Source organism: Ruegeria sp. E5, assembly GCF_056534105.1.
The window spans coordinates 34,354-47,313 of record NZ_JBQFPA010000003.1; the positions used below are offsets into that span (position 1 = coordinate 34,354).

General features: G+C 56.0%; 12 protein-coding genes. 2 read left to right on the top strand and 10 right to left on the bottom strand.

Features of this window, described 5'->3' with window-relative positions; genetic code table 11:
• Positions 1 to 6: 6 nt before the first annotated feature.
• From hisD to ACR0BI_RS12145, 5 genes are all read right to left on the bottom strand, one after another.
• Positions 7 to 1,314, bottom strand: a complete 1,308-nt coding sequence (gene hisD, locus ACR0BI_RS12125) for a histidinol dehydrogenase (RefSeq protein WP_480562475.1) — start codon at positions 1,312 to 1,314, stop codon at positions 7 to 9.
• Positions 1,315 to 1,350: 36 nt separating this feature from the next.
• Positions 1,351 to 2,682: a TRAP transporter large permease gene (locus ACR0BI_RS12130; protein ID WP_170402124.1), complete on the bottom strand. Its 1,332-nt coding sequence runs from the start codon at positions 2,680 to 2,682 to the stop codon at positions 1,351 to 1,353.
• A gap of 15 nt (positions 2,683 to 2,697) precedes the next feature.
• Positions 2,698 to 3,213: a TRAP transporter small permease gene (locus tag ACR0BI_RS12135; protein ID WP_170392538.1), complete on the bottom strand. Its 516-nt coding sequence runs from the start codon at positions 3,211 to 3,213 to the stop codon at positions 2,698 to 2,700.
• A gap of 102 nt (positions 3,214 to 3,315) precedes the next feature.
• Complete coding sequence (locus tag ACR0BI_RS12140) at positions 3,316 to 4,461, bottom strand: TRAP transporter substrate-binding protein (RefSeq protein WP_170392537.1); 1,146 nt, start codon at positions 4,459 to 4,461, stop codon at positions 3,316 to 3,318.
• Between the two features lie 31 nt (positions 4,462 to 4,492).
• A complete protein-coding gene (locus ACR0BI_RS12145; protein WP_170392536.1) occupies positions 4,493 to 4,684 on the bottom strand; it encodes a hypothetical protein in 192 nt (63 codons plus the stop codon).
• 171 nt (positions 4,685 to 4,855) lie between these two features.
• Between ACR0BI_RS12145 and ACR0BI_RS12150 the strand changes: the two genes are divergently transcribed.
• Positions 4,856 to 5,893: a LacI family DNA-binding transcriptional regulator gene (locus ACR0BI_RS12150; protein WP_170392925.1), complete on the top strand. Its 1,038-nt coding sequence runs from the start codon at positions 4,856 to 4,858 to the stop codon at positions 5,891 to 5,893.
• Between the two features lie 271 nt (positions 5,894 to 6,164).
• On the opposite strand, the gene ACR0BI_RS12155 is transcribed toward ACR0BI_RS12150, so the two are convergent.
• The 4 genes from ACR0BI_RS12155 to ACR0BI_RS12170 all read right to left on the bottom strand — a co-directional run bounded on the left by ACR0BI_RS12155 (position 6,165) and on the right by ACR0BI_RS12170 (position 10,284).
• Positions 6,165 to 6,944, bottom strand: coding sequence for an IclR family transcriptional regulator (locus ACR0BI_RS12155; RefSeq protein WP_170661686.1), 780 nt, complete (start codon positions 6,942 to 6,944; stop codon positions 6,165 to 6,167).
• Between the two features lie 11 nt (positions 6,945 to 6,955).
• On the bottom strand, positions 6,956 to 8,314 hold the full coding sequence (locus ACR0BI_RS12160; protein ID WP_170594355.1) for a TRAP transporter large permease: 1,359 nt from the start codon (positions 8,312 to 8,314) through the stop codon (positions 6,956 to 6,958).
• Positions 8,314 to 8,979, bottom strand: coding sequence for a TRAP transporter small permease (locus ACR0BI_RS12165; protein ID WP_170392533.1), 666 nt, complete (start codon positions 8,977 to 8,979; stop codon positions 8,314 to 8,316). The genes ACR0BI_RS12160 and ACR0BI_RS12165 overlap by 1 nt, the downstream gene beginning before the upstream one ends.
• A 66-nt stretch (positions 8,980 to 9,045) precedes the next feature.
• Complete coding sequence (locus ACR0BI_RS12170; protein WP_170402109.1) at positions 9,046 to 10,284, bottom strand: TRAP transporter substrate-binding protein; 1,239 nt, start codon at positions 10,282 to 10,284, stop codon at positions 9,046 to 9,048.
• 109 nt (positions 10,285 to 10,393) lie between these two features.
• Between ACR0BI_RS12170 and ACR0BI_RS12175 the strand changes: the two genes are divergently transcribed.
• A complete protein-coding gene (locus ACR0BI_RS12175; RefSeq protein WP_170564322.1) occupies positions 10,394 to 11,989 on the top strand; it encodes a GMC family oxidoreductase N-terminal domain-containing protein in 1,596 nt (531 codons plus the stop codon).
• Positions 11,990 to 12,316: 327 nt separating this feature from the next.
• Here the strand turns inward: ACR0BI_RS12175 and ACR0BI_RS12180 are convergent, their stop codons facing one another.
• Entirely contained in the window at positions 12,317 to 12,934 is a 618-nt protein-coding gene (locus ACR0BI_RS12180) for a TetR/AcrR family transcriptional regulator (RefSeq protein ID WP_170420473.1), read from the bottom strand.
• Between the last annotated feature and the right edge of the window lie 26 nt (positions 12,935 to 12,960).

Sequence of the window (12,960 nt, forward strand, 5' to 3'; positions counted from 1 at the left end):
GTTGGGTCAGTCTTCGGCTGTCAGGTCAAAGTTTTCATCGGGGAAGAACTTGGCCAGTCGAATATCCGCGGTACGCGCGTGCCCCTCCATACCTTCAAGGCGTGAGATACGGGCCGTCGCCTGCGCAATCGGCTTCATCGCATCAGCGGTCGAGCGCTGCCAGGTCACGATCTTCATGTATTTATGGACGCTGAGGCCACCGGTGTAAGTGGCCGCCCGGCTCGTGGGCAGCACGTGATTGGTGCCCGAGGCTTTGTCGCCAAAGGCAACCGTGGTCTCTTCGCCCAAGAAAAGCGACCCATAGCACGTCAGCCGATCCAGCCACCAATCAAGATCATCGGCCATGACTGTCAGGTGTTCTGGAGCGTATTGATCCGATGTCGCCGCCATTTCTTCGCGATCCGCGCACAGGATGACCTCGGCATAATCGCGCCACGCAGCCGTAGCGTTTTCGCGGTTCACTTCGGGCAGGTCCTCGATCAGCACTGGCACCAAGCGCATAACCTCTTCGGCGAGGTCGCGATTGTCTGTCACCAGCCAAACCGGTGAGTTGTATCCGTGCTCGGCCTGCCCAACGAGGTCAGTTGCAACAACCATCGGATCAGCAGTGACATCCGCAAGGACCAGACTGTCCGTCGGGCCCGCGATCATGTCGATGCCGACACGCCCGAACAGGATACGCTTTGCTTCGGCCACAAACTGATTGCCGGGGCCCACAAGGATGTTAGCCTTGGGAAGCCCGAACAACCCGAAGGTCATCGCCGCAACCCCCTGCACGCCGCCCATGGACATGATCTTGTCGGCGCCACAGATATGCGCGGCGTAGACGATCGCAGGCGCGATACCGACATCGGGGCGCGGCGGTGAGCACGCGACAATGTGCTTACATCCCGCTACTTTTGCCGTGGTGACCGTCATGATGGCGCTGGCTATATGGCTGTATCGCCCGCCCGGTACATAACAGCCTGCCGCATCCACGGGGATCATCTTCTGACCTGCAGTCAGACCAGGGACGACCTCGACTGCGATATCGGTCATGGACGCTTTCTGTGCCTCGGCAAAGCGTTTGACGTTGTTGTGGCTGAACTCGATGTCGCGCTTCAGCTTTTCTGGCACGGCATCCATCGCGGCCTGGATTTCGGCATCGCTTAGAATGACGTTGCCTTCGTATTTGTCGAATTTGGCAGCGTACTCTAGCGCCTTGGCATCGCCGCCTGCTTCAATATCAGTCAGGATTCCCTGCACAATTTCACTGACATCTGACGCTCCGCTGCGCGCGGTCAGCGTGGCTTTCTTCAGGTATTCACGGGTCATGTATCGAGTCCTTTTCTTACCGCGTCTTTCGGCGGCTTATCGATAGACATCAGGCAACAGCGAGGTAGAGAACGCCGGGATATAGGCGATCATCAACGTCACGATCAGCATGAAGAAAACAAACGGGATGGCGCGGTAGGCGATCTTGAGGATCGACTCGCCCGTAATCCCCGACACCACGAACAAGTTCAGCCCCAAGGGTGGAGTAATAAACCCGACCCCCAGCGCGGTGATCATCATGATGCAGAACTGAATCTGGTTCATCTCAATCTCTTGCGCCAGCGGGTAGAGGATCGGTGCCAGGATCACGATGTTGGGCGTCGTTTCCATAACGCAGCCCGCAATGATCAGGATAAGGACCATCATGGCGATCAGTACGAATTCGTTACTGCTGACTGAGGTCAAAGCCCCTACAAATCCTTGCGGCACTCCAATGATCGCCAGAGCTTCGGCCAGAGGGATCGAGAAGGCGATGATCGGAAGGATCACACCGTTGACCTTGGCCGAACTGACCAGCATGGCCGGGAAGTCGGACAATTTCAGTGTGCCCAGGATAAACCCGATGACGATGGTCACGACAACCGCCACAGCGCCTGCCTCCGTCGGGGTCAGTTTTCCCGAGAAGATGCCGTAGAAAATGATGCCGGGGACAAGGAAAGCGTACCAGCCGGACTTGACCGTCTTCCACAGGTTCGCGCGCCATTCAGCTGCGGTCATCATGCCGCCACCTTCCCAAAGGTTCAGCCGGTTCATCACGACGTTGGTGATCAGGATGGCCGTCAGGATCAAAAGGCCGGGGATCAGCGCAGCAAGGAACAAGGTCGAGACCGCTATGCCCAGCACGAGGCCGATGATGATATAGGCGATAGAGGGCGGGATGAGGATGCCGGTGCAGGCTCCTGCCGCGACCAAAGCGCAGGCGTAGGGGCGGGGATAACCGCTCTCGACCAGCCGGTCGATAGTCATGCGCCCTACCGCTGCCGCACCTGCTGCGTCCGACCCGGAAATCGCTGCGAACATGCCACAGACCAAAACGGTGGCCGAACCGAAGCCACCCTTGGCCCAGCAGGTCAGGGCTTCGGCGACGTCCAGAAACTTTCGACTGAGCCCGGTTCGGACAAGCACGTCTCCGGTCAGGATAAACAACGGCACAGCTGTCAGCGCGAAGGCATCGATGCCCGAGAACAGCTTTTCGCCGACAAGGCTCAGCGGCAATGCGCCGGACATGATCAGCATTGTGATCGATGCTGCGCCGATCGCGGCCCAGACCGGAACGGCGAGCGCGACAAGAGCGACGAAGAGAATGACGGAGGCGTAGAAATCCCACCCAAGTTCAAGCGTTTGACCGCCGAGTTGTTGCCACATCATGGCTCAGGCCCTCCCTTAATCAAACAGCTTGTCGCCTTCGTAGACGGGACGGCCCGTTCGAAGGTCGGCAATATCGCGGAGGAAGGACTGCACCAGCCGAAAGATGACTAGCGCGAAGCCAAACGGCACCGCCATGAGGAAAAAGACCTGGCTGATCCGCAGGCCGTGTGTGACAGACCCGAATTTCCAGGACACGTGGACTGTCTCCCACGACCAATAGATCGCGACGAGTGCCACGATGAACATCACGATGTCGCCGAAGATATAGAGCAGCGTTTTGACCGTGCGCGGGACGTAGTGCATCAGAACATCAATGCGGATATGCCCGCGTTCCTTGACCGCAGCGGCGGCACCGATCCATGCGAGATAGATGAACGCATACCGGACGATTTCTTCGCCCCAGATGGACGAGTAGGCAAAGACCTCGCGCCGGACCACTTCGATAAACATCGTGCCGACGAGCATGACGTAGAAGACTAAAAGCAGCCAACGTTCGGCATTTTTATCAATCGCTCGAAAGAGCTGAGACATAGCATCCTCACTACCGTCACGCGGCGGCGACGTGTTCTAGCGGGTTTTTAATGGGCAAACATCGGATGAGCCGACGCTGGACGCGCCGGCCCGAAGACGCGATCAGGCGTCGTGCACGTAGTATTTCGCACGCGTGTCTGCGGCTTCTTCCAGCTTGGCGAACGCATCCATCGAGCCGGCCAGCTCAGTCTTGAAGCTGTCCCATTCGCTGCGCTGATAGCCACCGGCCTCTTTCCATTCGCCCAACTGATCTTCGCTGAGCGAGTGGAACTCGACGCCGTTCGCGATCAATTGAGACATGGCGTAGGCCCGTGCCGAAGGCACTTTGGACAGGTTCTGCTGCTGGGTGACTTCGCCCGCAAATTCGATACCTTCCTTGACGTCCATCGGCAGGCTGTCGAACCATTCAAGGTTGATCGAATAGACCTGACTGTCCGGCACCGCCTGAGTGAAGGTCACATGGCTGAGGATCTCACCAAAGCCAAAGACATGCAGCGCGCCCACCGAGGGATCAAGCGCATCTGCGACGCCTTGCCGGATCGCTGACGGAGTCTCACCCCACGCAACAGGCGTCGGGTTCGCACCCACCATGCCATAATACTGCTGCAGCATTTTTGATCCGGGTACGCGGAATTTGACACCGGACATATCGCCGGGGGTGATAATTGCGTTGCCTCCCTGGCGAACAGCGACGACGCGCGGATCGATCACGATATACATCAGCGCTTTAAAGCCGGATGCCGCGATCTTGGGGTCTACTTCCGCCTTCCAAGCTTCAGAGGAAGTTAGGTTCGTGAACCGCTGGTTGGACCCGCAGAAATATGGAAGGTTGATCAGGTCGACGACGCTTGCGAAGGGTGCGAAATTTGACAACGAGTGTTGCGCGGCTTGAATGGTCCCCCCCTGAACCGCCTGCGCCAACGCACCACCTGCACCAAGCTGACCACCGGGCGCCAGTTTCACATAGACCTTGCCATTCGTCATGTTCTGGATGTTTTCTTTCAGGTCCAGCTGCATGATCGGATAGCTGCGAGACGCGCCCAGAACATAGGCCGTTGCCAACGTCATCTTGAATTCAGCCGCGTTTTCGCGATCGCGTTCCTCGGCGGCGGTCTGTGCTGCCGCTTCGCTGGACCACAATGTCCCAGCCGCGCCGGCGACCATAGCTGCCGTGAACGAGCCGGTGCCCGCGAGTTTCAAAAAATTCCGACGCTCGGCCGAAGCCAGCTCCTGTTTAGTCTTGTCCATGTGTTCTCCTCCCGTTGGACTTTTTTCGGATTTATTCCTTTGATTTTTTCTCCGAAATTTCTTTTGCTTCGCTCCGCAGAATGCCGATCGAAAAGGCGATGGCCGCAGCAAACAAGATCAACATTTCCCAGATATTGTTGACCAAGGGCGCATTCGAGACTGCTCCGATCACTACGTTCGCTACAAACGCGAGCAGCAATATTCCAGCTATCAAGTATGGCATGCGTCCTCCCCAACCCATCCAATGTCTCGCACTGAGTCGTCCGCAATGTAAGCGCTTACATTTTGTTATGCAAGCGCTTACATTGCATATGTGCTGTAGGTTCCCGACAAATCGTGCTTTTGATAGAATTCGTCTTGAGCTATTTGCCCATCCAGAATGACAAGAAAAACCATGCCTCAAAGCGGTCACGAAAACACAGTCCCAACCCTTGCAGATGTTGCCCGACATGCGAACGTGTCCACCGCAACCGTCTCGCGGTGCCTGAACTCGCCAGAGCGAGTAGGGCAAAGCACAAGGGAACGAGTTCTGGCAGCTGTTCGAGAACTTGGGTACGCGCCGAACTTCGGAGCCCAAGCCCTTGCGGCACGGCAGACAAATACCATCGCCGCCGTGATACCGACTATGGAGAACGCTGTTTTTGCACGCGGATTACAGGCGTTTCAGGAAGAGCTGGTGAGGCATGGTAAAACGCTTTTGGTTGCTTCGTCCGCCTATGATTCAGAGCTGGAAGAACAACAGGTGCGTGCGTTGGTAGCGCGGGGTGCAGATGGGTTGCTGCTGATTGGGTACGATCGCGAACCGGAAATCTATGCGTTTCTGGAAAAGCAGCGTGTACCAACTTTGATCGCCTGGTCATTTGATCCTGACCAATCCCCGCCGGCCATCGGCTTTGACAATCGGGCTGCGATGTTTGCCCTTGCCCGGCAGGTCATTGGATATGGGCATCAGCATATCGCGTGTATCTCTGCTCCAACCGCTTCGAATGATCGGGCAAGGGAACGCGTTCAAGGTATTCGGGATGCCAAACAAGAGGCCGGTCAGGACCCGAATACAATGTTTCTTGTCGAGACCGCTTACGGCGTTGAAACTGGTGAAGTTGCTTTGCGCGAGGTCATGACAGCCGCACCAGAAACGACTGCCGTGATGTGCGTCAATGATGTTTTGGCGGTCGGAGCCTTACGTGCGGCTCGGGAAATGGGGCTTGAGGTGCCCAGGGACCTCTCAATTACCGGTTTTGACGATATCGAAATTGCAATGCTCGCCGAACCCGCTCTTACGACGGTCCATGTCCCGCATCGCGAGATGGGGCGTCGCGCTGCAGGGATGCTGATCCAGATACTCCGTGATGCGCACAGCGGTCAAAGTGTTGAGTTGCCGACAGAAATAAGACTACGTCAATCACTCGGTCCTGCCCGCACTATTGAGTGATCCCGACCTTGAGGGCTATGTCTGGAAATCTACTCGCTCGAATCTACCAACGATGTACGACCCGGATTCGGCATGCACGGCCAATCCAACTTGAACTACTGGTGTGAGTATTTCTTAGATTCAGAGTTTATGGCTAGCAGACTAAGAAAGCTGTGAGGAAGGCCTTTGTGCGCGGCTCATCCGTTGCGATGCAGAATGCCCCGAACCGGACGATGCCTGCCGTGGCAATCGGGCAAAAATTATTATGTCGCGGCTGTCTTTCAGGTTCTGGTCACGTGGTTAACAGAGCCGAAAGTTCATTTGCCCCCTTTTTCAGGATACCCAGAAACGACATCAGGCTGTTGACGTTGTGACGTTGTGTCGGTGCATGAACCGAAAGTGTGCCCACCAATCGGCCTTGCCCATCTTGAACGGGTACTGCTAGGGCCGCCATTCCACTCATGAACTCTTCATCATCAGTGGAATAACCGTTCTGAGCGATATGTTGGATTTCCGTGCGCAATGACTGCGGGTCGGTCAGTGAACTTTCAGTCTGTGGCTGCAGATTTCCTGCTGAAAGAAATCCATCCAGTGTTTTCTGCCGGAGCGTGGACAAGTACATCTTACCGCTGGCGGTGCAATGAAAGGGAACCTGTGTCCCGACCGGTAATTGAATGCGCAAAGGCCACTTCGTCTCGACCCGGTCAAGATAGATCATGCCCTCTCGGTCAGGGATGGCGAGATTGCAGGTCTCTCCAACCTGTTCGGCGACACTGCGTAAGATCGCCAAACGCGCTGTGCGCAGATGCTCGGACGACATGGTGTTGACTGAAAGCAACCGCAGACGGTGCCCAGGACCGTATGAGCGGCCATCCAGATCGCGCTGCAGGAAACCTTCGGCCTCTGCTGTTTGCAACAAACGGTGGATTGTTGGTTTCGCCAGACCGAGTGTCTCTATCAGGTCCGATGGTTTGACGGCAACCCCGCGTCGCGCCACCTCCTCAAGGATGAGGAGAAGGCGCAAGTTAGTTGGGATCTGAGTTTCTTTGTCTTGTGTTTCCGTTTCGGCCATCCCGCAACAGTCTAGTTATTTGGCAGCAGGATCAAGGCCAGATCGGGTACAAGCGAGATCAAAATCCACACTGATATCAGCGCTGCTAGATAGGGCACAGTGTACCGAAGCAGACGGAAGTAGGGAACGCCAGTCACCCCTGATGCCACGTAGAGATTGAGACCGTAGGGTGGTGTGATGAAGCCAATCGAAGCCCCCACAAGGAAGATTACCGAGAAATGGATCGGATCAATCCCGACCGAGGCCGCAATCGGTGCCAGGATCGGGGCCAGGATAATCGTGACAGGCAGGCTTTCGAGTACCATGCCCGAGAAGAAAACGATCACCATCGAAGTAAACAGAACCGCATAGTAGCCACCCATCGAGGTTACGAAATCCCCAATGGTTTGCTGAGCGCCGAGCAATGACAGGATCTGCTGCATCACCACAGAAATCGCGATCAGCGGTGCGAGGATACCTGTGATCTGGGCCGAGCGGATCACGATTGAGGGGATCTCGGGGATCGTGAAGCCTTCGACGACAAACATCTCGGCATAGCTTTTTTCGGTGGGTGAGATGTCGTTCCGCGCGCCCATGATCCGATTGATCGGATAGCTGACCAACCCCGCAATAACGCAGAAGCCGACCGTCACTCCGGCTGCCTCAGTTGGTGAGAATTTGCCTGTGTATATACCCCACAGCACCAGCCCGATGGCGAAGAATCCAAGCCAGGCACCGAATGCAGTTTTCAACACCCGGTTCAGTTGCAGCGGGATCAGATGACCCCACCCGTTCATGCGGCAGATGATCCAGCAGGCGAACTGCATGCCAAAGACCATCAGCGCGCCAGGAAGGATACCCGCGACGAACAGCTCTGATATCGGCAGGTTCATCAGGAAGCCATAGACGATGAAGATGATCGAGGGAGGAATGATGATCCCCACCGTACCGCCTGCCGCCGCCGTGGCCGCGCTGAACCGTTCGTCATACCCCCCTTTGACCATCTCAGGGTGCAGCATCGAACCGATCGTGGCGGTTGTGGCCGAGTTTGAACCTGAGATTGCTGCGAACAATCCGCAAGCCCCAAGGGATGCCATCGCCAACCCGCCGCGTATCCAGCCCAGACAGGCATAGGCGAAATCGCTGAGCCGCCGCGCGATGCCCGATTTATTAATCAGGTCGCCGGTCAGGATGAAAAGCGGCATCGCCAGCAAGGCGAAACCCTTGTTGAACACGTTCAGAAGTTCAGCACCCATATTGTCCAGCGTCAGGCCAAGAACAAACGAACAGCCGATGACCCAATAGCCGATTACCAGCAAAACCGGCACGCCCAGCATGAACAGAAAGGTGACCGCAAGAGAGATCAGTGTGACCATAGTTCCGTCTGTCATCAGTCTGCTCCGATCACGGCCTGCTTGATCAGCGGCTCGCCTGTTTTCCAGTTGTTCAGATCATCGGCAAGGTTCTGAAACACGCGCCCGACCATCAGAAAGAACGACAGCGGTGCGGCCAGAAGGAACCACCACTGCATGATATTGTCTGTACCCAGAACGATCTGAAAGTTTGATGCCGACAATGCCACCAGCCGTGTTGTGGTCACGATGACGATCACCGCAAAGATGAACCACAATATCGCGTCGAGTATCAGGCAAGCCAATTGCCCAGCCCTCGGCATTGCAGTGCGGAATTCGCTGAAGCTCAGATGTGTGCGCAGGCGGACATTGTACGACGCCCCAAACCACGCCATGACCATGAACAGCAGCGGGGGAATGGTGGTCGACCAGGGTTCCTGATCGTTGAACACAAACCGGTCGATCACGCCCCAGAAGATGATTAATGCGATCGCAAGGTAGGAATACACCATCACCGACCGTTCCAGATGACGTTCAACAAAGGGCACCGCCCGATAGATCAACATGATCACGATTCCGCCAATCGCCGAGACAATCGCGCCCAACACCCAGGCGGCGTCGGATTCCAGTGCGGATTGAATCTCGAACGAATCCTGGCTGAGAAAGGCGCTGAAAATCGCGCCGATGTCTGCCCAAAACGACATGAACCCCGTCCTCCCAGTCGGTATGAAGTTGAACCGGCCCGCTCAGGGCCGGTTCGTAACAGTCTATCAGGCTTCGCCTTTCCACCAACGGCGCGGTTCGACATTTTCCGGCAGGGTGTCAGCCGGAATCTCGCGCGCGATGTCGTAGATTTCCTGATAGGTATCAATGCCGCCTGCCCATTTATTCAGACGTTCGCGCCACTGGGCCCAAGGCTCTGGGTTGTAGTTCGGAGCGCACATCTCTTCGGCCAGCTTGATCTGATCGTCAGCCAGGAATGCCGGGCGCACGCCATTTTCGGCGAAGATAGTGTCCGGCAATTGCGGCTCCGAGAAGCCTACAGTATTCAGCAATGCGGCTTCATTCGCACCCTGGATCAACGCTTGAGTGAAGTAGGAAGATTCCATAACTGCGTCTTGCAATTCTCCACTCAGACCGTCAAAGACCTCGGCCGACATGGACGTATGTTCAGTGCCGCAGAAAAATTTCAGATTGACCGACTGCGAAACCACCGGCGCCATGTTGGCGTAAGCCACGGCCGAGGCCCAGGTTTCCGCCCCATCGATCAGACCTGTCTTAAGCGCATCCAGTGTCTCTTCCCAAGCCACCGGGACTGGGTTCAGATTCAGCAATTGCATTGCGATCCGGCCCAACTGCGTACCCGTCACGCGGTTCTTGGTACCAAACAACTCTTCCAGTTTGGTGACGGTCGGCTTGTCGGCAAAGGTCGATCCCATTTGCAGGCCGCGTAGCTCACAATGGGTAAACAGGAACTTCAACCCGTGCCGTTTTTCCAGCGGATCACGCAGGATGCGTTGGCTCGCCGGGCTATAGAAGAAGTGATACTGCGCCGCGCGGCTGGGGAACATATAGGCGTAGTCCAGCACGTTCAGATAAGGTGCGCCTCCGGCCGAGTTCTGAGTTGAGGCAGCATAAATATCGACGATTCCCTGCTGGGTCTTTTCGACACAGCTCAGCTGGCCGCAGATCTGGTTGTCGCCGATGAATTCGATGCGAATCTCGCCGTCCGTGCGTTCTTCCAGGTCGCGCGCGAACTCAATTGCGCCGGCGCGTTCAATCAACAGGTTGCGGGTGTTGAAGCCCGACGCGCCGAATTTCAGCGTGTGCTTCGGCTCTTTCGAAAAGCGCTTTTCATAGGTGGATTCGGCGGCCTGCGCCAGATTCGCCAGACTCATCGCGCCGCCGAACCCGCCCGCCGCCAGCAGTGTCGAGCTCATGCCGTAACGCCCGGCCACGCGGAAGAAATCTCGCCGTGAAATACCACTTAGTTTCCGTCCGATCTCCATTGCTTACCTCCCTGATCGCAATTATTGAGACGTTTTGTATCAAAAAAGGCTAGTATAATTCTTGCATCTTGCATAGAGTTTTTTTCAGCGACGTTGGAAGGAGGCGGTCATGGAGGTGGATTATGCAGTTGTTGGCGCAGGATCGTCGGGCTGTGTCATTGCCAATCGGTTGAGCGCAGACCCCAACACAACTGTTGCGCTGCTCGAAGCAGGTGGCCGCGATACCAACCCGTGGATTCACATCCCCGTCGGCTATTTCAAAACGATGCATAACCCCTCGGTTGACTGGTGCTATCGCACTGAGCCCGACCCCGGCCTTAACGGTCGATCCATCGACTGGCCACGGGGCAAGGTTCTGGGTGGCTCATCCTCGCTGAACGGGTTGCTCTATGTGCGTGGCCAGAAGGAAGATTACGACCGCTGGCGGCAAATGGGCAACGATGGTTGGGGCTGGGACGATGTGCTACCCCTGTTCAAACGCTGTGAGGATCAAGAGCGCGGCGAGGATGAATATCATGGTGTCGATGGCCCCTTGTCAGTGTCCAACATGCGCATTCAGCGCCCGATCTGCGATGCCTGGGTCGCGGCGGCACAGGCCGCCGGTTATCCGTTCAACCCAGATTATAACGGGGCCGAGCAAGAAGGCGTGGGTTACTTCCAACTGACCACGCGCAATGGCCGCCGGTGTAGCGCCGCCGTCGCCTATCTCAAGCCCATTCGCGGTCGTCAGAACCTCAACATCATCACCAAAGCGCTTGTGTCGCGTGTGGTTCTGGATGGGAAAAAAGTAACCGGGCTGGTCTACCGGGATCGTTCTGGTGCCGAGCAGACCCTGACAGTTCGGCGCGAGGTCATCCTGTCCGGTGGGGCGATCAACTCTCCCCAAATCCTGATGTTGTCAGGGATCGGAGAGCCGAATCATCTAAAGGAAAATGGTATCAAACCGCTGCACGCCCTGCCGGGTGTTGGCAAAGGTCTTCAGGATCACTTGCAGGCGCGGCTGGTGTTCAAATGCAATGAGCCCACACTGAATGACGAAGTTCGCAGCCTGTTCAATCAGGCGCGAATCGCGCTGAAATATGCACTATTTCGTGCGGGTCCGATGACAATGGCCGCCAGCCTTGCGACTGGTTTCATGAAAACCCGGCCCGATGTTGAGACGCCCGACATTCAGTTCCACGTGCAACCCTGGTCCGCCGACAGCCCAGGCGAAGGTGTGCATCCGTTTTCGGCCTTCACGATGTCGGTCTGCCAACTGCGTCCGGAAAGTCGGGGAGAGCTGCGCCTGAACGGACCGGACCCATCCGAGCATGTCAAGATCATCCCGAACTATCTGTCCACTGAGACGGACTGCCGAACCATTGTCGACGGCGTGAACATCGCGCGCGGGATTGCCAAACAGAACCCTCTGGCCTCGAAGATTTCAGAAGAGTTTCGACCAACGGCAGAGCTGAGCTGCGAAGATTATGAAGGCACTCTGGATTGGGCCAGATCGAACAGCGTGTCGATCTACCACCCAACCGGCACCTGCGCGATGGGGAACGCCGAGACGTCTGTTGTCGACGCAAGACTAAAGGTACACGGTATTTCGAACCTGCGGGTGGCTGATTGTTCGATCATGCCGGAAATCGTTAGCGGCAACACCAACGCACCAGCGATCATGATTGGCGAAAAGGCAAGCGACCTGATTAAGGCGGATGCTTGAGAAATCTGCCATCGTATCTGATCGCCTGATCCCTACAGTATCAATAGATCAGTGCGTCAATCGCATCAAAAACGATCTGGCGCTGTGCCGGTGGTTGGAATCTGCATTCGCTTTGCGACCGCTTTGTCTTGTGACTAAACGAAGTCTGGTAACCGAACCTCGGATGATATTGCGTTAGCCAATAGTCCCAACCGCAAATCCAACTTTCCTTTGACCTCCCCCGCGTTTTGGCCGGCTCAAAATCGGTCTTTGCTGCCTACATGAATGTCTCAGGCAGCTCCCTTTGGCTAACATTCACGAATTCCAAAACGACACGCTACCCACGTGCTAATGACGTGCCAACAGGGAACTCATAATAAAGTCTTCAGCGCACACAATGATCCCGGTCATGGGCAATTCTGACAGCACACTACGATATGCACTGCCTTCCAGAACTTCGATCACCAGTTGTGACGCCTGAAGGGGATCCGGAACGGCGCGCAATTCACCGCCAGTAATTCCTCGCTTCACTACGGCTTCCAGGGCCTCAGTCAAACTCGACCGGTTCTCGACGAACAGCTGCGCGATGTCCGGTTGACGAACTGCTTCGCTCGAAATTTCCAATGTTAAAATAACGTTTTCCGGCGCAGCAAGGTATTTTGCGTAGGCCTTGATGAACTTTCTTATGACTTTGGGCGCGGGCGCATCTGAGTTCAGGATTTTCAGAAACGGCTCCATCTCGTGGCGTTCAAGTATTGCGATTTCTACAAGCACATCATGTTTGCCGCGAAAATGATTATAGAGATTTCCAAGGCTGACGCCCGCCCGCGCAGCGATATCGCGGACGCCTGTCTGATGATAGCCCCGCTCAAGGAAACACATAACTGCGGCCTCCAAAATCTGGTTGCGACGCTTGGCTGTTGCCTTTTCCCGGATTGATTCCGGCTTCTTGGTGTCATCGGACATTTTTTCAACTTAATATTGAACGAACG

What these genes read in the sequence shown, in the direction of transcription:
- ACR0BI_RS12175 (WP_170564322.1), top strand. Translation starts at nt 10,394, where the DNA reads ATGGAGGTGGATTATGCAGTTGTTGGCGCAGGATCGTCGGGCTGTGTC.
- ACR0BI_RS12140 (WP_170392537.1), bottom strand. Translation starts at nt 4,461, where the DNA reads ATGGACAAGACTAAACAGGAGCTGGCTTCGGCCGAGCGTCGGAATTTT.
- ACR0BI_RS12180 (WP_170420473.1), bottom strand. Translation starts at nt 12,934, where the DNA reads ATGTCCGATGACACCAAGAAGCCGGAATCAATCCGGGAAAAGGCAACA.
- ACR0BI_RS12165 (WP_170392533.1), bottom strand. Translation starts at nt 8,979, where the DNA reads ATGTCGTTTTGGGCAGACATCGGCGCGATTTTCAGCGCCTTTCTCAGC.
- ACR0BI_RS12170 (WP_170402109.1), bottom strand. Translation starts at nt 10,284, where the DNA reads ATGGAGATCGGACGGAAACTAAGTGGTATTTCACGGCGAGATTTCTTC.
- ACR0BI_RS12130 (WP_170402124.1), bottom strand. Translation starts at nt 2,682, where the DNA reads ATGATGTGGCAACAACTCGGCGGTCAAACGCTTGAACTTGGGTGGGAT.
- ACR0BI_RS12150 (WP_170392925.1), top strand. Translation starts at nt 4,856, where the DNA reads ATGCCTCAAAGCGGTCACGAAAACACAGTCCCAACCCTTGCAGATGTT.
- ACR0BI_RS12135 (WP_170392538.1), bottom strand. Translation starts at nt 3,213, where the DNA reads ATGTCTCAGCTCTTTCGAGCGATTGATAAAAATGCCGAACGTTGGCTG.
- ACR0BI_RS12145 (WP_170392536.1), bottom strand. Translation starts at nt 4,684, where the DNA reads ATGCCATACTTGATAGCTGGAATATTGCTGCTCGCGTTTGTAGCGAAC.
- hisD (WP_480562475.1), bottom strand. Translation starts at nt 1,314, where the DNA reads ATGACCCGTGAATACCTGAAGAAAGCCACGCTGACCGCGCGCAGCGGA.
- ACR0BI_RS12155 (WP_170661686.1), bottom strand. Translation starts at nt 6,944, where the DNA reads ATGGCCGAAACGGAAACACAAGACAAAGAAACTCAGATCCCAACTAAC.
- ACR0BI_RS12160 (WP_170594355.1), bottom strand. Translation starts at nt 8,314, where the DNA reads ATGACAGACGGAACTATGGTCACACTGATCTCTCTTGCGGTCACCTTT.